Here is a 17,950-nt window from a genome sequence, read left to right as displayed (position 1 = left end):
CGCGGCATAAAAGATTCAGCCCACAGCGGCGAGAGGCTGTGGGCTGATCGGGCGCCTGGATGGCGAGTGTATGCAAACGTGCTCAGCAAGATGCGTGATGACGCACGTGACGCAACCCGGCGACAGCGCCGTTACACCACCGTTTCCTGCATGGCGCGTTCTACTTCTTCTGCCAGAATAGCGATCCCCTGCTCAATCTTCTCCGGCTCCGGCACATAGTTCATGCGCAGACACTGGTAAGCGTGCGGCCACTCCTGCGCCAGTCCGGGGAAGAAGTGGTGGCCGGGAACCATCAACACGCCGCGTTGCTTTAATCGCTGATACAGCGACTCGGTGGTGATGGGCAGGTCCTTAAACCAGAGCCACAGGAAAATCGCCCCTTCCGGCTTGTGGATCAGGCAGCGATCCTCGGGCAGATAACGGCGGATAATCTCGATGGTGTGCTTAACGCGCTGCTGATAAAACGGACGCACGACGTCGTTAGACAGTCTCAGCAGGTCGCCGCGCTGGATCATTTCATGCGCGATGGCGGGGCCGATAGAGCCGGGCGCCAGGTTGATGATGCCGTTCATGTTGCTCATCGCGTCGATCACCTCTTCGGCGGCGATAACGATACCGCAGCGGGAGCCGGGCAGGCCCAGCTTGGAGAGGCTCATGCACAGAATGATATTCTGGTTCCACAGCGGCGTGGCGTCGCTGAAGATGATGCCGGGAAACGGGACGCCGTAGGCATTGTCGATAATCAGCGGGATTTCATGCTGGCGGGCCATCGCGTCCAGCTGACGCAGCTCATCGTCAGTCAGCACGTTGCCGGTCGGGTTGGTCGGGCGTGAGACGCAGATCGCCCCGATATCGTCGGTAATATGCAGCTGTTCGAAGTCGACGTGATATTTGAACTGGCCTTCCGGCAGCAGCTCTATCTGCGGGCGCNCTGAGACGAACATGTCTTCGTCCAGGCCGGAATCGGCGTAGCCGATATACTCCGGCGCCAGCGGAAACATGACCTTGCTGCGGCTGCCGTCGCTTTTTTGTCCGCCAAAGAGATTAAATAAGTGGAAAAATGCACTCTGACTGCCATTTGTCAGAGCAATATTCTGTGGGCCTATCTCCCACCCCAACGTCTCGCGCAGCAGGTCGGCCAGCGCATTCAGGAACGTATCTTTCCCCTGCGGGCCATCATAGTTGCATAGCGCATCGGTCAGTTTGCCCTGTTCCAGCAGGTCGCCGCACAGGGATTTGAAGTAGTCATCCATGGCCGGAATATGTGCGGGGTTTCCGCCGCCAAGCATGATGGCGCCGGGCGTGCGCAGCCCGTTGTTCAGGTCGTCCATCAGTTGAGTAATACCGGAGCGGCGGGTGAATTTGTTGCCAAAGACGGAAAAGTTCATAGCTTGTCAATAAATGCTGAAACACGAATGAGGCCGCCACCTTACCCCGTGTATTATCCCGGTGCAACGCGGGATGAATATCGCTTTCTTCGTTTATTCCAGTGATATTTCTTATGGCAGCATAAAATATCGTCGCGTTTAATTTAGCTTTGTGGTCGTTCCTGAGTGTGATGCTGGAGGCTGAAACCGCGTCAGCAACGATCGGTTTCACCTCCCACTTTTAGTGCAAAAAATTCAAAAACACTTAACAATTCTGTGACTCCTTCAGCAAATCCACACCAAAAAAACAGCATAAATACACGCAGTGATGGTAGTCACATTTTGGCCGGTTCGGCATTTGTAGTCTTCAATGGTTAGAGCTAAATCAATTCAGCCACTGAGGATGCATAGCATGAAAAAGTTATTGGCTTTGGGCGTTTCCCTGGCGTTGGTGTCCTGGCAGATTTCCGCACAAACGTTTGTGCTGACTGATGCTGAAGCGAATGTCGAAAAGGGCAACTGGAAGGTCGGCAGTGAGACGCTGAAGGTGAAAGACTTGGCTTTCAGCATTGAGCAGAAAGTGCTGCACGGCGGGCGTCAGGAGGGCAGTAAAATCATTACTATCACCAGCCCTGACGGACTGCAGATTACGCTGAGCCCGACGCGCGGCATGGATTTGCTGCATGTGACCGGCAAAAATATCCGCCTTGGATGGGACTCGCCGGTCGATGAGGTCGTCAATCCTAATACGATCACGCTGGAAAGTCGCAACGGACTGGGGTGGCTGGAAGGCTTCAACGAAATGATGGTGCGCTGCGGCTATGAATGGACCGGCCACCCGGTGACCAGCGACGGCATGCTGTATACCCTGCACGGCCGCGCAGGCAATACGCCCGCATCCAAGGTGGTGGTGGACATCGACGACAAAGCGCCGCATGCGATTGTTGTACGCGGTCTGCTGAAAGAAAACAGCTTCAAGAAATCCAATCTGGAGACGTGGACCGAACTGCGTTACGTGCCCGGCAGCGAGTCGTTCACTATCCACGACGTGCTGACCAACAAGGCGGATTATCCGCGCGATTACCAAATTATCTATCACAGCAACTTTGGCACACCGATTCTGGAGCAGGGCGCTCGCTTCGTCGCGCCAGTCAAAGAGATCTCTCCTTTCAACGACTATGCGAAGCCCGGTCTTAAAGATTGGGCGACCTATCAAGGTCCGACCAAAGACTTTGATGAGATGGTGTTTAATGTTTCCCCTTATGCGGATAAAGATGGCAAGACGCTGGCGGCACTCGTGAATAAGGCGGGCGATAAGGGCGTTTCAATTGCGTTCGATACTCGCCAACTGCCGGTGTTGTCCCTATGGAAAAATACGGATACCGAAAAGCAGGGTTATGTGACCGGTATTGAGCCCGGCACCAGTTATGCCTATCCGGTGACCGTCGAGCGTAAGATGGGGCGCGTGAAACAGCTGCAACCTGGGCAAAGTACGACGTTCGAACTGACTTATAGTCTGCTGAGCAACGCGGATGCGGTGCAGAAAACAGAACAGCGGGTGAAAGAGATTCAGGGGAGTCAGTCGACGGCGGTCACGGAGACGCCGATGGCGGTGGAATAATTTTCTGCGGTTTTGATTCCTTCTGACACCCCCGGTCAGCGAAAGCCGCCGGGGGTGTCGACGTTCGGGTCATGAACGTCATGATGGCGGGTTAACGCAGTTTTCTTTCACGTCGCCGGTCAGCGCGGCAATCAAGTTATCCACCGCACAGGCGGCCATGGCATAACGGGTTTCGTGGGTGGCGGAGCCGATATGCGGCAGCGCCACCACGTTTGGCAGCGTTAACAGCGGCGAGTCCACCGGCAGCGGTTCGGTCTCGAAGACGTCCAGGCCAGCGCCGAGCAGTTGGCCGTTACGTAGCGCGTCGATTAGAGCGAGCTCATCGACGACGGGGCCGCGTCCGATGTTGATCAGGATGGCGCCAGGCTTCATTTTCGCCAGCCGTTCGCGATTGATAAGGTGGCGTGTTTCCGGGGTTAGCGGCAGCGTAATGCAGAGGAAGTCCGACTCGGCCAGCAAGGTCTCTAACGTGTCGTATTGGGCGTTAAAGCGCTGTTCGGCGTCAGGATGACGGTGACGCGCGTGATAGCGGACAGGCATGTTGAAACCCAGGTGAGCGCGCTGCGCGACCGCCATGCCGATCCGGCCCATGCCCAGAATGCCTATCGTTTTGTGATGAACATCAACGCCGAACCAGTCGCGGCCGATACTGCGCTGCCACTCTCCGGCTTTGACGCGTTCTGCGGATTCGAGTGCGCGCCGGGCGGTCATGAGCATGAGGGCGATCACCGTATCCGCCACGGTATCGGTCAACACGGTAGGCGTATGCATCAGCAACGCATTTTTTTGATTTAGTGCGGCGACGTCGATATTGTCATACCCGACCGAGACGGTCGAAACCGCCCGCAGGCGCGGCAGGTGGGAAAGAAACGCCTGATCGATTTGACCGCCGGCCCCGATCAGCCCTTCAGCTTTCGCCAGGCGAGGATCGTCAACGGGTGGTAAGCCCTGAAATTCGTTGACTGTAAAGTGAGACGACAGGCGAGCGTGTAAATCTTCGGGGATGCGACTGTACAGGATAATTTCAGGTTTCATGATTTAGCTCCGCTATGACGGGGGATCGTCGATAAGATTGGAGAAATAACCCGCAGAAGGGGATTGAGTCTAAAGAATACTGCAAATTTAGTGAATCAAATTAAAAGATGTAGTGTCGTATGATCAATACCGAGCTCGTCATGGTTTTACAATAGGTTGACCTTTTGCCCATGGTTTAGGGCATTACATTTGTTAGGAGGTGGTAGAGAAGTAAGGAATACACAGCTGGCTGGATGGCTAAGCTTTTGAGTTACAAGGGACTATTTAACAAGGAAGGCGTCGATGACGCTTTATCCACCATGGATACAGGAGGAAGAAATGGACACATATTCAGCCCTGGTAGAGCGGTTGCAGCACCGGTTACAGCAGAGGGACCACACGCCCCTCTATGTGAAATTTAGCGATGCGTTGCAACAAGCTGTGCAAAATGGCGATTTGCGCGAGGGTGACTTTCTACCCAGCGAACGTGAATTTTGCCGTCTGCTAGGCATTTCCCGCATCACCGTACGCAACGCATTGAAACTACTGGAATCACGAAACGTAGTCGTGCGGACGCGGGGATACGGTACCTACATCAATTTCCAAATGGAATATCAAATCGGGAGCGCCGCCAGCTTTAGCTGTCAGGTGACGGGTAAAGGTAAAAATCCAGGTACGATGTGGCTGGAGAAGAAGGTGGTGCCGTGTAACGAAGAAGTGGCGGAACAGCTGGCGCTACCACCGGATACGCCGGTTTATTGCCTGCTACGTCATCGTTTTATCGAAGACGAACCCGTTTCAATCGTGACATCTTATGTCCCTACCACGCTGATAGGCGATCCGGAAGAGATCGGGGTTTCACTCTATGCCTACTTCAAAGCTCAGAATATTTCGCCGCAGCATACGCGTAACTGGGTGACGGCCAAGGCGTCGGATGAACACTTCGTGTCTGTGATGAATATCAAGGCATCCGTACCGATGCTGGTGCTCAAGCAGCAGGTGTGTGACGCGGCAGGCGTTCCAATCGAGTTCAGCATTAATCATTGTCGTGCCGACCGATACGTGTTCGTGTCCGAGCGGTAACGATAACGATGAACCTGACGATCTGAGTTATCGTCGGTAAACGCCGATAGCGGGACGGTAAATCACTGTCCCGCTATCGAATGCGCCTTAAACGTCCTTCCTCTTTTCCCGCTGCAATCGCAGTGTCAGTAATTGGCGAGCATAGGTGCTGATATCGCAATGATTGACGTCATCAAGTTGCTGACGCCATTGCGGATCGATCGCCTCCACGCCATGCAGCGCGCCGCAAATCGCGGTCGCCATCGCCCCTATCGTATCGGTATCGCCCCCAAGATTGGCGCACAGCACGGCGCAGCGATTGGGCTGCGTTCCAGCCAGATCCACCATCGCGATGGCCGCCGGGACGGAGTCCAGAATATCGCTGGTCGTGCCCAACAGGTGGTAAATGCGATCCATCGTACTTTCCGTACCGCCGGAATTGTTGGCAACATCCATCGCCAGCTCGATACGCGCGGCCATGGACGCGTGGTAGGTTGTCACCCGCTTTTCCTGGGCCGCTCTCGCGACGCCCGGAAGCTGGTCGCGCAGCATTTCCCAACGGACGCCATCCACCGCCTGAGAGACCGCCCAGCCGATGACGGTCGCGCCTGCGATAGCGACGTCGGATTTATGCGTCGGGCTGGAAGCGAGTTCGACCTCGGTAATAAAGCGATCGAGCGAGTGGGTTGGCACCACGCATCCTAGCGGCGAGATCCGCATGGCTGAACCATTGGTGACGCCGTTGTTTTCCAGATCGCAGATAGCCTGCCCATTTTTCAGAGCCGTCAGGGCGATTTTTGAGCTGGGACCCAGCATGACTTTGCCATAGGCATCCACCCGGTCAGCCCAGGCGAGAATGTGAGCGGCAATGGCATCAGGCACCACGTCTCCCTGACATTCAATCAGCGCATCCGCTAACGCCAGTGCCATGGCGGTGTCGTCAGTGAACTCGCCGGCTTTAAAGTAGCGGGCGACAATATTGTCCTGCGGGCCGTCTAAAAAACGATCTATCCAGCCAAAGTGCGCCTTGACTCGCGTACGGGGCCAAAGTTCGGATGGCATACCCATAGCATCTCCCAGCATCTGGCCGTAGAGTGCCCCTGCAATGCGACTTTCTTTTTTTTGCGACATGATCATTTCTTTTGCGTCTCCCCGATCAAAACAGGATAGCGCCCTTCCGCAATGCGGAAAGACGCTATCTTCTGTGAATTCTTTAAATGTTAACGTACGACGGGGTTATGTCATGGTATTGCCCGTCCATTTTGACTTTGCTTGATCTCAACCGGTTTTACGCCTTGCGCAGGCTCTCTGAACAGTGCGAGAAAGGTGATAAAGATGACGGCAATCATGGCGCTGCCAAAGCCCCAAATACCAGCCCAGTGGAATGTCAAACCCTGTACCGGTTCGGGGTAGGAGAACCATTTTTCCATCAGCTGTCCCCCCAGTCGATACCCCAACAGACTGCCGATTCCCTGGCATCCGAGCGTGATCAGCCCCTGCGCCGCCGTGCGCATGAAGACCGGAGACTTTTTATCGACGTAGATATAAGCGGTGACAAAGTAAAAGTCATAGCTGACGCCGTGGAGAAGGATGCCGATGAACAGCAGGGCGTAGGTGAACAGCTGTTCGGTGCCGCCAAAAATAAAAAGCAGATAGCGAAGCAGCGCGGTCGCCAGACCCAGAATCAACACGTATTTGATGCCGAAGCGCTTGATGAAGAAAGGCAGCGCCAGCATGAAAAAGATTTCCGAGAACTGTCCCAGCGTCATCCAGCCGGTGGCGTTCGGCATACCGATTTCAGTGAGATAGCCGTTGGCGAAGATGTAATAAAACGAGAGCGGCATGCTGAACAGGAATGAGCAGATGAAGAAGACCAGAAAACTGCGATCTTTCAACAACACGCGCGCATCTAACCCTAGCATGACGGAGAGGCTGAGTTTTCCGTGGCCTTTCGGCGGGGTGTGCGGTAGACACAAGGCGAACAGCCCGAGCACGGCGGAGCTGGCGGCGGCAATCAGAAGCGGTATTTTGGTGGCGGTGATATCGCCGTAGCCCAGCAGCGTAGGGAGAAATCCGCAGGCGATGCCCGCGGCAATCCACCCCAAGGTGCCCATTACGCGTATCTGCGGATAGTCACGCTCGACATCCGCAACGTTGGAAAACGCGATGCTGTTGGTTAACGCGATGGTCGGCATATAGGTCAGGCAGTAGGCCAGCAGCAGCGGAAAGAAGCTGTTGAAATGGGTTTGTTGCGCGGTGAAAAACATGAGGGCCGCCCCGACCAGCATCAGCAGCGCCAACACCTTTTGCGCCGGGAAAAAGCGGTCGGTCAGCGATCCCACCACGATAGGCGAAATGATGGCTGCAATGGCGGTGCAGGAGTAGCACCAGGCAATTTGAGTGGGAGTGAAACCGTGATGATTGAGAAAAGGCCAGAGCGTGACGAACCAAGCGCCCCAGATGAACCATTCCATCATCATCATAAAGGCCAGTTTAGCCATGGTTTTATTCATACAATATTCCTTTATTGTCGTTAACGTAAAAACCCCAATACAGACCAGCGCTGACGCAATCCTGGTCCGTATTTCTTCCCGTTGTCACACATCGGCGATGGCGGTGATACCTCCGCCGAAGTGAGCAATGCCTACATCGTGGCGGCCCGCGGAAAAAAGCTGCGGCCAGCGCGATAAGCAAAACAGTAAAATGCGAGGCAATCCTTTCCTGCATTATTTCAACCTACATTATCACGACAGTATGACAGCAAAAGAGGGAGATTTCGCCCCTGCGGGACTGACTCCGTCCATCTTGTTCGGCTTTGCCGCGATGGCCTCTTTCGTTGCCCGTGGCGCGGGGTTAACGCTGCTTCGGGTGGCAAATACAGTCAGTCGTATGGTCGTTGACCAGCCCCACCGCCTGCATGTAGGCGTAACAAATCGTGGGCCCAATGAATTTGAATCCGCGTTTTTTGAGCGCCTTCGACAGGCTCTCCGAGGTGGTCGTCTGAGCAGGCACATCGGCCTGCGTTGCGTAGAAGTTAGTCACGGGGCGGTGGTTGACGAAAGACCAGATGAAGTCAGAAAAATTTTCGCCCTGCGCTTCCATCGCTAAACGCGCCCGGGCGTTAGCGATGATCGCTTGGATTTTGAGGCGGTTGCGGATGATGCCCTTGTCTTGCATGAGTCGGGCGATATCGTCTTCGTTCATGGCGGCAATCTTAACCGGGTCAAACTGGTGAAAGCAGTGGCGATAGCGTTCGCGCTTTTTCAGTATGGTTATCCAGGAAAGGCCCGCCTGCTGTCCTTCCAGACAGAGCATTTCGAATAGCTTGTCGCCATCGGTGCAGGGTTTGCCCCACTCGTCGTCATGATAGGCCAAATATAACGGGTCGGCCGTCACCCAACCGCAACGATTCATGGCATGCTCCTCTGATAATTTCCGCTAAGATTCGCCACGGGTTCATGACCCCTGACCCTCGTGAATAACGTCTACTGCCGCACGGTATTCCCCGTGAACCGCCGTATCATCACACGCTAAATACTGTATGAACAACCATGCTTTTGTGGGGGCCGATCGCAAAAGGTAAAGAGAAACCGCGTTAAAGTTCAGCGATGACGGCCGCTGGCATGGATTTGAGGTGGCGGATTTCGATATTTAAGCGTAAATGAATAATGAACAATGCAATGTATCCCGATGATTCGTCTGATCGCGCAACAGACCCTATTAGGTTTTGGCGGCGGTCCGCGCCAGATTGGTTCTCCAACGTGGGACTCGTCGTTTGTAGTCTAAGGCGATGATGTCGCCAGCGGTAGTATCAGAGTCTGGACGTGAGCGGCAATGCGTCCGTGGATGTCACATTTCATTGAAATATATAACTATTAATGAGAAATATTCTATGTCAGGGGTGAAGGGATGGCTGTAGAGTGGATTATCGCTTATCTGGCGCTTGGTGCCATCGTTGGATTTATGGCGGGATTATTAGGTATTGGCGGCGGCGGCATCATGGTGCCGATATTGACCGCCATGTTTGCTGCACAGGGCGTACAAAATGAGCATCTGGTCCATCTGGCGTTGGGGACCTCGATGGCCTCCATCGTGATTACCGCCGTCTCCAGTCTGCGCACGCATCATCAGCATCAGGCCGTGTTGTGGCCGGTCGTTTGGCGTATTACGCCGGGAATTCTGGTGGGCACATTCTGCGCCACCTGGCTGGCCGCATTATTGCCGACTCAGGCGCTGGCGATCTTCTTTTCCTGCTTCATGGCCTATATCGCGTTTCAGATGGTGATGAACTTCAAGCCAAAACCTAATCGTCAACTGCCCGGCACGGTCGGAACCTCGCTGGCGGGGCTTGGTATTGGCGGTATTTCGGCGCTGGTGGCGATTGGCGGCGGTTCGCTGACGGTGCCGTTTCTGACCTGGTGCAATGTGCGTATTCAGCAGGCGATTGGTACGTCGGCGGCGGTTGGTTTGCCGATCGCGCTGGCGGGGGCGTTGGGTTATATGGTCAACGGTTGGGATGCCCCCGGACTGCCACATTACAGCCTGGGCTACGTATCGCTACCCGCAGTGCTGATGATTTCGCTGGTGAGTTTCTTCACGGCGCCGGTCGGCGCTCGACTGGCGCACCGTCTGCCGGTCGCGACGCTGAGAAAGATTTTTGCGGCGCTGTTGCTGTTGCTGAGCTTGAAAATGCTGCAAACCGTGTTTTTCGGCTAACGCTCCGGTTCCCGCCCGTTTCGCCTTCATTGGCGGGAGCGAAGGACGGCGGCGAATGCCGTAAGCCCTTCGCGCAGTCACGTTCGAATGCGATGGGTTTTGGCCCGGATTGCCGTCGCGTTCGGGCTGGGAAACCGCGTCCCGCCACGCGTGGTAAATTCGTCCGGATATGAACTTGTTGCCGCATTCCGGCTGTATATCTTGCACTCAGAGGGTATACTGGCGCATTCATTGTAAATCCACTTGTATCGCGTGCGAATCCAAATGCAAAAGTTTGATACCAAGACCTTCCAGGGCCTCATCCTGACGTTACAGGATTATTGGGCGCGCCAGGGCTGTACCATTGTTCAACCGTTGGACATGGAAGTTGGCGCGGGAACCTCTCACCCCATGACCTGCCTGCGGGCGCTCGGCCCAGAGCCGATTGCCGCCGCCTATGTCCAGCCGTCACGTCGTCCTACCGATGGACGCTACGGCGAAAACCCCAACCGTCTGCAGCACTACTATCAGTTCCAGGTGATCATCAAGCCGTCGCCGGAAAACATCCAGGAGCTGTATCTCGGCTCGCTGAAGGCGCTGGGTCTTGACCCCACGATCCACGATATTCGCTTCGTTGAAGACAACTGGGAAAACCCGACGCTGGGCGCCTGGGGTCTGGGTTGGGAAGTGTGGCTGAACGGCATGGAAGTGACGCAGTTCACTTACTTCCAGCAGGTGGGCGGTCTGGAATGCAAACCGGTTACGGGTGAGATCACCTACGGGCTGGAGCGTCTGGCGATGTATATCCAGGGAGTGGACAGCGTTTACGATCTGGTGTGGAGCGATGGCCCTCTCGGCAAAACCACCTACGGCGACGTGTTCCATCAGAATGAAGTGGAGCAGTCGACCTACAATTTCGAACATGCCGACGTCGATTTCCTCTTTACCTGCTTCGCGCAGTATGAAAAAGAGGCTCAGGAACTGCTGGCGCTGGAAAACCCGCTGCCGCTGCCTGCCTACGAACGTATCCTGAAGGCCGCCCACAGCTTCAACCTGCTGGACGCGCGCAAGGCGATTTCCGTTACCGAACGTCAGCGTTACATTTTGCGCATTCGCACGCTGACCAAAGCGGTAGCCGAAGCCTACTACGCCTCCCGCGAGGCGCTGGGCTTCCCGATGTGTAATAGAAAAGAGAGCTAACAGGCCATGACTGATAAAACTTTTTTGGTGGAAATCGGCACGGAAGAGCTGCCGCCGAAGGCTCTCCGTCAGCTAGCGCAATCTTTTGCCGCCAATTTCAGCGCTGAACTGGATGCGGCAGGCCTGACCTACCAGGCGGTGAACTGGTTCGCCGCGCCGCGTCGTCTGGCGCTCAAGGTGACCGCGTTGAGCGCGTCTCAACCGGATCGTGAAGTTGAAAAACGCGGACCGGCCATCTCGCAGGCGTTCGACGCCAGCGGTCAGCCGACCAAGGCGGCCGAAGGATGGGCGCGCGGTTGCGGCATCACCGTCGATCAGGCCGAACGCTTGACCACCGACAAGGGCGAATGGCTGCTGTTCCGTGCGCAGGTCAAAGGCCAGGCGGCGCAAACTCTGCTGCCGGGCATGGTGAGCGTGGCACTCGGCAAACTGCCGATCCCGAAACTGATGCGCTGGGGCAACTCAGATGTGCAGTTTGTTCGCCCGGTTCATACCGTGACGATGCTGCTGGGTGACGAGCTGATCCCCGGCACCGTGCTGGGCATCGAATCTGCTCGCACGCTGCGCGGCCACCGCTTCATGGGCGAAGCCGAATTCACCATCGATAATGCCGATCAATATCCTGAAATTTTGCTCGAACGCGGCAAAGTGGTTGCAGACTACGAAGCGCGTAAAGCGATGATCAAACGCGATGCAGAACAGGCCGCGCAGAAGATTGGCGGAAAAGCCGATCTGAGCGAAAGCCTGCTGGAAGAAGTGGCGTCTCTGGTCGAATGGCCGGTGGTGCTGACGGCGACATTCGAAGAAAAATTCCTGGCGGTGCCTGCGGAAGCGCTGGTGTATACCATGAAAGGCGACCAGAAATATTTCCCGGTTTACGACGACGCGGGCAAGCTGTTGCCGCACTTCATCTTCGTAGCCAATATCGAGTCGAAAGATCCGCAGCAGATTATTGCGGGTAACGAAAAAGTGGTGCGTCCGCGTCTGGCGGATGCCGAATTCTTCTTCAATACCGACCGTAAAAAACGTCTTGAAGACCATCTGCCGCGTCTGGAAACCGTACTGTTCCAGCAGCAGTTGGGTTCACTGCGAGATAAAACCGATCGCATTCAGGCGCTGGCCGGATGGGTGGCGAAGCAGATTGGCGCAGACGTCAATCATGCAACGCGCGCGGGCCTGCTGTCCAAATGCGATCTGATGACCAACATGGTGTTCGAATTCACCGATACGCAGGGCGTCATGGGTATGCACTATGCGCGTCATGACGGTGAAGACGAAGATGTCGCGGTCGCGCTGAACGAGCAATATCAGCCGCGTTTTGCTGGCGACGATCTGCCTTCGTCTCCGGTCGCGTGTGCGTTAGCTATCGCTGACAAAATGGATACCCTGGCTGGGATCTTCGGCATTGGTCAGCATCCGAAAGGCGATAAAGACCCGTTCGCGCTGCGCCGCGCCGCGCTGGGCGCTCTGCGCATCATCGTAGAGAAACAGCTGCCGCTGGATCTGCAAACGCTGACGGAAGAAGCCGTGCGTCTGTATGGCGACAAGCTGACTAACGCCAATGTGGTCGATGACGTAATCGAATTCATGTTGGGCCGTTTCCGCGCCTGGTATCAGGAAGAAGGTCATACGGTAGATACCATTCAGGCAGTGCTGGCGCGTCGTCCGACCCGTCCGGCCGACTTCGATGCCCGCGTGAAGGCCGTCAGTCACTTCCGTACGCTGGAACAGGCGGTTGCGTTGGCGGCAGCCAACAAACGCGTGTCCAACATTCTAGCGAAGTCGACCGAAAGCCTGAATGACAGCGTGCAGGCCTCGCTGCTGAAGGAAAAAGAAGAGATTCAGCTGGCGACCTACGTGACCGCATTGAACAGTAAACTGGCCCCGTGGTTCGCTGAAGGGCGTTATCAGGAAGCGCTGGTTGAGCTGGCGCAGCTGCGTGAGCCGGTGGATAGCTTCTTCGACAAGGTTATGGTGAACGCGGAAGAGCAGGAGGTGCGGATCAACCGCCTGACGCTGCTCAACGAACTGAGTAACCTGTTCCTGAAAGTGGCTGACATTTCGGTGTTGCAGTAAGAATTTGTGCTCGCTGAATGACGACAGGGCCTTAATGGCCCTGTTTTTTTAGGTGGGTGCGGTTGAGTGTGACATGGCTGCGTTGCGGTATCTCACCGCAGCCTCTACGGGGAGAACAGCCAGATTATGCGCGCTGTTTTTCATCTTGCGGGAAAGCCGTTCGGCTATGCTTATCAGGGGAATCTTCTATGAGCAAGACGGCGAAACAAAAAACAGGAGTAGTAGACATGTTGGCGGATATCCGTTCGCGCTGGCTGATGCCGGTGATTATGGTTTTGATGACGCTGCAACTGGCGGCCTGTGGTGATAAAGACAAAGAGCAGCGCCAGGCGTTCAACGCATTCTTGCAGGGTGTGGAACAGGAACCGGGGCGTCAGCTGCCGGGATTGACGGACCAGCAAAAGCAGAGTTTCGGTCGTTATGCGCAGGATTACGCGATTCTGACGGGCTTTGGTCAGCAGTTGGATCAGGCGCTGGCGGGCAGCTTAACGCCGATGCTGGAGCAGGTCGCACGCATTCGCGTGCCGCAGGATTATCTGACTGAGCGGGAAAATCTGCGTCAAAGCACCGGCGCTCTGAATCTGCTCAGTCAGCAGACGCAGACCGCCAAAGTGCAGGCGGACAACGCCCGACACGCGCTGAAGCAGCCGGAAGACGTTCAGGCGGTTTATAACCGGGTGTATGAGCGTGTGGTGACGAAACCAGCGACGGCCGTCGCGGCGGTGGTGCCGGTCAGTATCTCTTTTGCGCAGACGCTGGTGCAGGTCGGCGACTATCTGCAAACGCAGGGCGCTCAGGTGACATTCAACGGCAATGGCGTGCAGTTCCAGACGCAGGCGCAGGTTGACCAGTACAACGGCATGATGACGCAGCTTTCTTCGCAGCAGCAGAATCTGGCGACGATCTTGAAGGCGCAGCCGCTGATTGCCGTGCGTTAAGTGTGAATGACGGGCTGAGAGGGTTTTCTTAGCCCGTCGAGGTGACTCGCGCTTCCGGCGTTGCCGGAGTGTGATATTACGGGTTGTAGGTCAGCTGCTGTGCATGACCGCTGGTCAGCGCCTGCTGCCCGCTGTTTTCCCGCTCCTGCGTACTGGAGAGACGGAAGACCGCAATGGCATTGGACAACACAATCGCCTGCTCTTCCAGCGAGCTGGCGGCGGCGGTGGACTCCTGAACTAACGCGGCATTCTGCTGCGTGCTGCTGTCCATATCCACGATGGCTTCATTAACCTGCGCAATCCCACGGCTTTGCTCATCCGAAGCAACCGTAATTTCGCCCATGATGTCATGGACGTGCGTGACCGAAGTCACGATGTCGTGCATCGTTTTCCCTGCATCATTCACCAGTCTCGCGCCGTGCCCGACCTGATTCACGGAGGTGGAGATCAGCCCTTCAATCTCTTTCGCTGCCTGAGAACTGCGCTGCGCCAGATTACGCACTTCGCCGGCGACCACGGCGAATCCTCTGCCTTGTTCACCGGCGCGAGCGGCTTCGACCGCGGCGTTGAGCGCCAGAATATTCGTCTGGAAGGCGATGCCGTTAATCACGGAAGTGATTTCAGCAATGCGTTTCGAGCTGCCTTCTATTTCAGACATGGTCTTGACCACCTCTTCCACCAGTTTGCCGCCGGACTGCGCGGTCTGGGTGGCGTCCAGCACCAGTTTATTGGCGTGATGGGCGTTGCCGGCGTTCTGTTTCACGGTCGATGTCAGCTGTTCCATGCTGGCGGCGGTTTCTTCCACGGCTGCCGCCTGAGACTCCGTGCGGGAAGACAGATCGTCATTGCCCGCTACGATTTCTCGGGCGGCGGTGTTGATCTGGCTAACGCCCAGACGAATATCGTCAATGATGTTGTGCAGATTGGCTTTCATCTTCGCCATCGCGTTTAGCAGCATCCCGAGCTCGTCGCGACGGGTTGTGGCGATCGGCATGGTGAGGTCGCCGGCAGCAATGCTTTCGGCGATACCGACGGTCTGGTTCAAGGGTTGTGTAATCTGGCGAGAGATATACAGGGCGATGGTGATACCCAGCAGCAGCGTGATTAGCGCCGTCAGGGACAGCCACAGCGTAGCTTCGTTGATATCTTTCTGGGTCGCGAGTGTTTCGTTGTCCACCATGCTGGTGACCTGTGAAATCAGGTTACTGGCCTGGACGCCGAGCAGATCGACCTGTTTGAGTTCTTCCTGATAAGCCGGAAGATAGGCTCGCACCTGAGATTTGTAGTTCGATAGCGATGTGACGAGCGGAGCCAACTGTGCTTTACGGTCTTCAGGTTGCGTCTGGATTAACTGGTTCAGCGTTTGTTCGGCGTCTTCCTGCGCGGCGATGAGCGACTTCTCCGCGTCCTCATTCAGGGCGAGCAGCAGGCCGCGGGCCTGATAGCGGATGTTGGTGAGTTTGAGATCCAAATTGGCTATTTGGAGTTGTAGCGGAAAATTACCTTCATTTTTAATCTGTTGCTCAAAGGCATTTAATGCGGTTTGCGTGTCAGAAATATTCCAGCTTTGTCTTATCTGATCTTTTTTATTTACCGCATCCACATAATCTTTTTGTTTTTTCTGATATTCGACAATGGCATCAGATATTTTTTGCAAACGGTCTTCGTAATCTAAATACCAGGACTTATTTTTTGCTTCGCTGACTAAATTGACGATGTTGTTAATATGTTTGCTATTGTTTTTGATGGCATCGGGGTGGTACCCCGCGCTGTACAGAACGCGATAATAGCGAGCCTGGTTGACTTCATCGTTGATCTGGGCACTAAAAGTCGCTTTATCGAAGCGATCTTTCAGCGTCCCGATGTACATCATCCCAACAGCAGCTATAAGGAGGGTCAGCGCTAAAATTAGAGAGAAGCCTAATCCTAACTTCTTACCTACCTTTATATTTTCTATTTTAATCGCCATTTTACTCTTCCATTATTAATGAACTCAGTCATTAAGGGAGATCCCTAATGTGTTGATTTGCTATTTGTTTTAGCCAGAAGAATATCTCCCCCGACCTGGACAGGATGGTGGAAAATAATCAAAGAGGGCTCGAGAAAATTATCGGCATGCTAAAGGAAAGCTTTACTATTTACTTCGGTATTAAGGAATGAAATGCGGAAATAAAAAACCCGGAATAATTAAGGTTATTCCGGGTCGGGGGATGAGCTCGCGCTAACGGCGCAGGCTATCTAGGGCAGATTATTTTTTTGCTTCGGCAAAGCGTTTTGCGGCTTCGTCCCAGTTGACGACACTCCAGAACGCTTTGATGTAGTCCGGGCGGCGGTTCTGGAATTTCAGGTAGTAGGCATGTTCCCACACATCGAGAGCGATGATCGGGTAGCCGGACGCGCCGGAGATGGCTTCACCCATCAGCGGGCTATCCTGGTTAGCCGTTGAGACTACCGCCAGTTTGCCGTCGTCTTTCAGCACCAGCCAGGCCCAGCCGGAACCGAAACGGGTTGCCGCTGCTTTCTCAAAAGTTTCTTTGAAGGCGTCAACGCTGCCGAAATCGCGTTCGATGGCGGCTTTCAGATCGCCGGTCAGCGTGGTGTCCAGCTTCAGGCCTTTCCAGAACAGGCTGTGGTTGGCATGGCCGCCCACGTTGTTGCGCAGCGCGGTTTTCTTATCAGCCGGGACCTGATCCAGTTTGGTGATCAGTTCTTCCGGAGACAGTTTCGCGAATTCCGGCAGGGATTCTAACGCGGCGTTGCTGTTGTTGACGTAGGTCTGGTGATGTTTGCTGTGATGGATTTCCATCGTTTGCTTGTCGAAATGCGGTTCCAGTGCGTCATAGGCATAGGGCAGGGATGGCAGTGTGTAACTCATATTTTGCATCTCCATTGTTGGCGTGCATTGGTATAGATGGAGCGGCACTTGGTTTGTTAGTCCCGCGTAAGCATGAAGTTCATTATAGTTAATTAAATGATATTGAAAATGGTTATTCTTGGCTTTCTGCCGTTTCGTCCTGATTTTAATCCTTTTTCAACAGTCACTTATAAGAGAATGGTTGGGCCTAACAACCAATTAGTCTAAGCGGTTAGTCGCGCAGGCGCTGAGGATGGGTGTAAACCGTCGCGCGCCCCGGACGACAAAATCCCACCAGGGTGAGCTGACTGCGTTGAGCGACGTCGACGGCCAGCGAGGTGGCGGCGGAGACGGCGAAGAGAATTTCTACGCCGCAGAGCGCGGATTTTTGCACCATTTCATAGCTGGCGCGGCTGGACACTAACGCCGCGCCCTGCTGCCAGGGCTGACGAGCGCGCATCCCCAGCAGTTTATCCAGCGCGACGTGTCGGCCGACATCCTCGCAACCCCCCAACAGCGCGCCTTCCGGCGAAATCCACGCGGCGGCATGGGTACAGCCGGTCCGCTGCCCGACGACCTGCACATCGGGCAACCGGGCCAGCGCAGACGCCAGCCGCGACAGTGAAAATGTCTGGGTGAAGGGAAGCGGCGCTATCGGCCTGCCTATCTCCTCCAACTGCTCGACGCCGCAGACGCCGCAGCCGGTGCGGCCTTCCATTGCGCGGCGTCTGGCTTTCAGCCCGGCAAAGCGACGGCTGGAAAGCTCAATCTGAACTTCGATGCCGTGACAGGCTGGCACGACGTCGATGCCGTAGATGTCGTTCGGCGACTGAATAATGCCTTCCGACAGTGAAAAACCCAGCGCGAACGCTTCCAGATCTTTGGGTGAGGCCATCATCACCACGTGTGATATGCCGTTGTAGACCAGAGCTACCGGCACCTCTTCCGCCAGCCAGTCGCGACGAGGCTCTGCCAACGCCTCCTGATGCCAGATGGTGCGCCGACTGGCCCCGATCAAGGGAGCTTGCGTATCTTCACGCTGGGAATGGTTGTTTTTCACCCGTACTCCTGCGGTCGTGATGTGACGTCGTGACATCAGTATTTCACCGCATGCGGCGGGACG

14 protein-coding genes are annotated in these 17,950 nt (G+C 55.3%); 6 read left to right on the top strand and 8 right to left on the bottom strand.

Going from position 1 to position 17,950, the window contains the following annotated elements; all coding sequences use genetic code 11:
- Positions 1 to 131 precede the first annotated feature (131 nt).
- Positions 132 to 1,388 (bottom strand): valine--pyruvate transaminase, encoded by a 1,257-nt coding sequence (locus tag SB13_RS00715; protein WP_026738516.1) that lies wholly within the window; start codon positions 1,386 to 1,388, stop codon positions 132 to 134.
- 391 nt (positions 1,389 to 1,779) lie between these two features.
- Between SB13_RS00715 and SB13_RS00710 the strand changes: the two genes are divergently transcribed.
- Positions 1,780 to 2,988, top strand: coding sequence for an aldose 1-epimerase family protein (locus tag SB13_RS00710; protein ID WP_026738515.1), 1,209 nt, complete (start codon positions 1,780 to 1,782; stop codon positions 2,986 to 2,988).
- Positions 2,989 to 3,066: 78 nt separating this feature from the next.
- On the opposite strand, the gene ghrB is transcribed toward SB13_RS00710, so the two are convergent.
- Complete coding sequence (gene ghrB, locus SB13_RS00705; protein ID WP_026738514.1) at positions 3,067 to 4,023, bottom strand: glyoxylate/hydroxypyruvate reductase GhrB; 957 nt, start codon at positions 4,021 to 4,023, stop codon at positions 3,067 to 3,069.
- A 318-nt stretch (positions 4,024 to 4,341) separates the two neighbouring features.
- Between ghrB and SB13_RS00700 the strand changes: the two genes are divergently transcribed.
- A complete protein-coding gene (locus SB13_RS00700) occupies positions 4,342 to 5,085 on the top strand; it encodes a GntR family transcriptional regulator (RefSeq protein WP_026738513.1) in 744 nt (247 codons plus the stop codon).
- Between the two features lie 87 nt (positions 5,086 to 5,172).
- Here SB13_RS00700 and SB13_RS00695 read toward each other — a convergent pair whose 3' ends face one another.
- The 3 genes from SB13_RS00695 to SB13_RS00685 form a co-directional block, all read right to left on the bottom strand.
- A complete protein-coding gene (locus SB13_RS00695) occupies positions 5,173 to 6,195 on the bottom strand; it encodes an ADP-ribosylglycohydrolase family protein (RefSeq protein ID WP_026738512.1) in 1,023 nt (340 codons plus the stop codon).
- 110 nt (positions 6,196 to 6,305) lie between these two features.
- The gene (locus tag SB13_RS00690) at positions 6,306 to 7,577 is read right to left on the bottom strand and encodes a nucleoside permease (protein WP_026738511.1); all 1,272 of its coding nucleotides are present in this window, start codon (positions 7,575 to 7,577) and stop codon (positions 6,306 to 6,308) included.
- Positions 7,578 to 7,917: 340 nt separating this feature from the next.
- Positions 7,918 to 8,478 carry a DNA-3-methyladenine glycosylase I gene (locus SB13_RS00685; RefSeq protein ID WP_026738510.1) on the bottom strand — a complete coding sequence of 187 codons (561 nt, stop codon included), beginning with the start codon at positions 8,476 to 8,478 and terminating at the stop codon, positions 7,918 to 7,920.
- Between the two features lie 495 nt (positions 8,479 to 8,973).
- Here SB13_RS00685 and SB13_RS00680 point away from each other — a divergent pair, with 495 nt between their 5' ends.
- The 4 genes from SB13_RS00680 (at position 8,974) to SB13_RS00665 (ending at position 13,973) form a co-directional block, all read left to right on the top strand.
- Positions 8,974 to 9,780, top strand: a complete 807-nt coding sequence (locus SB13_RS00680; RefSeq protein WP_026738509.1) for a sulfite exporter TauE/SafE family protein — start codon at positions 8,974 to 8,976, stop codon at positions 9,778 to 9,780.
- 264 nt (positions 9,781 to 10,044) lie between these two features.
- Entirely contained in the window at positions 10,045 to 10,959 is a 915-nt protein-coding gene (gene glyQ, locus SB13_RS00675; RefSeq protein ID WP_026738508.1) for a glycine--tRNA ligase subunit alpha, read from the top strand.
- A gap of 6 nt (positions 10,960 to 10,965) precedes the next feature.
- Complete coding sequence (glyS, locus tag SB13_RS00670) at positions 10,966 to 13,035, top strand: glycine--tRNA ligase subunit beta (RefSeq protein WP_026738507.1); 2,070 nt, start codon at positions 10,966 to 10,968, stop codon at positions 13,033 to 13,035.
- Between the two features lie 188 nt (positions 13,036 to 13,223).
- Positions 13,224 to 13,973: a DUF3053 domain-containing protein gene (locus SB13_RS00665; protein WP_235202348.1), complete on the top strand. Its 750-nt coding sequence runs from the start codon at positions 13,224 to 13,226 to the stop codon at positions 13,971 to 13,973.
- Positions 13,974 to 14,049: 76 nt separating this feature from the next.
- Here SB13_RS00665 and SB13_RS00660 read toward each other — a convergent pair whose 3' ends face one another.
- From SB13_RS00660 to fdhD, 3 genes are all read right to left on the bottom strand, one after another.
- Positions 14,050 to 15,942, bottom strand: coding sequence for a methyl-accepting chemotaxis protein (locus SB13_RS00660; RefSeq protein WP_026738505.1), 1,893 nt, complete (start codon positions 15,940 to 15,942; stop codon positions 14,050 to 14,052).
- Positions 15,943 to 16,221: 279 nt separating this feature from the next.
- Positions 16,222 to 16,848 (bottom strand): superoxide dismutase [Mn], encoded by a 627-nt coding sequence (sodA, locus tag SB13_RS00655; protein WP_026738504.1) that lies wholly within the window; start codon positions 16,846 to 16,848, stop codon positions 16,222 to 16,224.
- A 211-nt stretch (positions 16,849 to 17,059) separates the two neighbouring features.
- Entirely contained in the window at positions 17,060 to 17,923 is an 864-nt protein-coding gene (gene fdhD / locus SB13_RS00650) for a formate dehydrogenase accessory sulfurtransferase FdhD (protein ID WP_036151288.1), read from the bottom strand.
- Between the last annotated feature and the right edge of the window lie 27 nt (positions 17,924 to 17,950).

Origin of the sequence: Lonsdalea quercina subsp. quercina, from assembly GCF_000688695.1 — a bacterium.
GTDB classification, from domain to species: Bacteria; Pseudomonadota; Gammaproteobacteria; order Enterobacterales; family Enterobacteriaceae; genus Lonsdalea; species Lonsdalea quercina_D.
Note: the sequence above shows the minus strand (reverse complement) of the source record. Positions and strands in the feature narration are given on the sequence as shown.

Bases quoted from the DNA above. Each gene is read 5' to 3' on its own strand.
- SB13_RS00710 (WP_026738515.1), top strand. From the start codon at position 1,780: ATGAAAAAGTTATTGGCTTTGGGCGTTTCCCTGGCGTTGGTGTCCTGG.
- ghrB (WP_026738514.1), bottom strand. From the start codon at position 4,023: ATGAAACCTGAAATTATCCTGTACAGTCGCATCCCCGAAGATTTACAC.
- sodA (WP_026738504.1), bottom strand. From the start codon at position 16,848: ATGAGTTACACACTGCCATCCCTGCCCTATGCCTATGACGCACTGGAA.
- SB13_RS00685 (WP_026738510.1), bottom strand. From the start codon at position 8,478: ATGAATCGTTGCGGTTGGGTGACGGCCGACCCGTTATATTTGGCCTAT.
- SB13_RS00690 (WP_026738511.1), bottom strand. From the start codon at position 7,577: ATGAATAAAACCATGGCTAAACTGGCCTTTATGATGATGATGGAATGG.
- SB13_RS00680 (WP_026738509.1), top strand. From the start codon at position 8,974: ATGGCTGTAGAGTGGATTATCGCTTATCTGGCGCTTGGTGCCATCGTT.
- glyS (WP_026738507.1), top strand. From the start codon at position 10,966: ATGACTGATAAAACTTTTTTGGTGGAAATCGGCACGGAAGAGCTGCCG.
- SB13_RS00660 (WP_026738505.1), bottom strand. From the start codon at position 15,942: ATGGCGATTAAAATAGAAAATATAAAGGTAGGTAAGAAGTTAGGATTA.
- fdhD (WP_036151288.1), bottom strand. From the start codon at position 17,923: ATGTCACGACGTCACATCACGACCGCAGGAGTACGGGTGAAAAACAAC.
- SB13_RS00695 (WP_026738512.1), bottom strand. From the start codon at position 6,195: ATGTCGCAAAAAAAAGAAAGTCGCATTGCAGGGGCACTCTACGGCCAG.
- SB13_RS00700 (WP_026738513.1), top strand. From the start codon at position 4,342: ATGGACACATATTCAGCCCTGGTAGAGCGGTTGCAGCACCGGTTACAG.
- glyQ (WP_026738508.1), top strand. From the start codon at position 10,045: ATGCAAAAGTTTGATACCAAGACCTTCCAGGGCCTCATCCTGACGTTA.
- SB13_RS00665 (WP_235202348.1), top strand. From the start codon at position 13,224: ATGAGCAAGACGGCGAAACAAAAAACAGGAGTAGTAGACATGTTGGCG.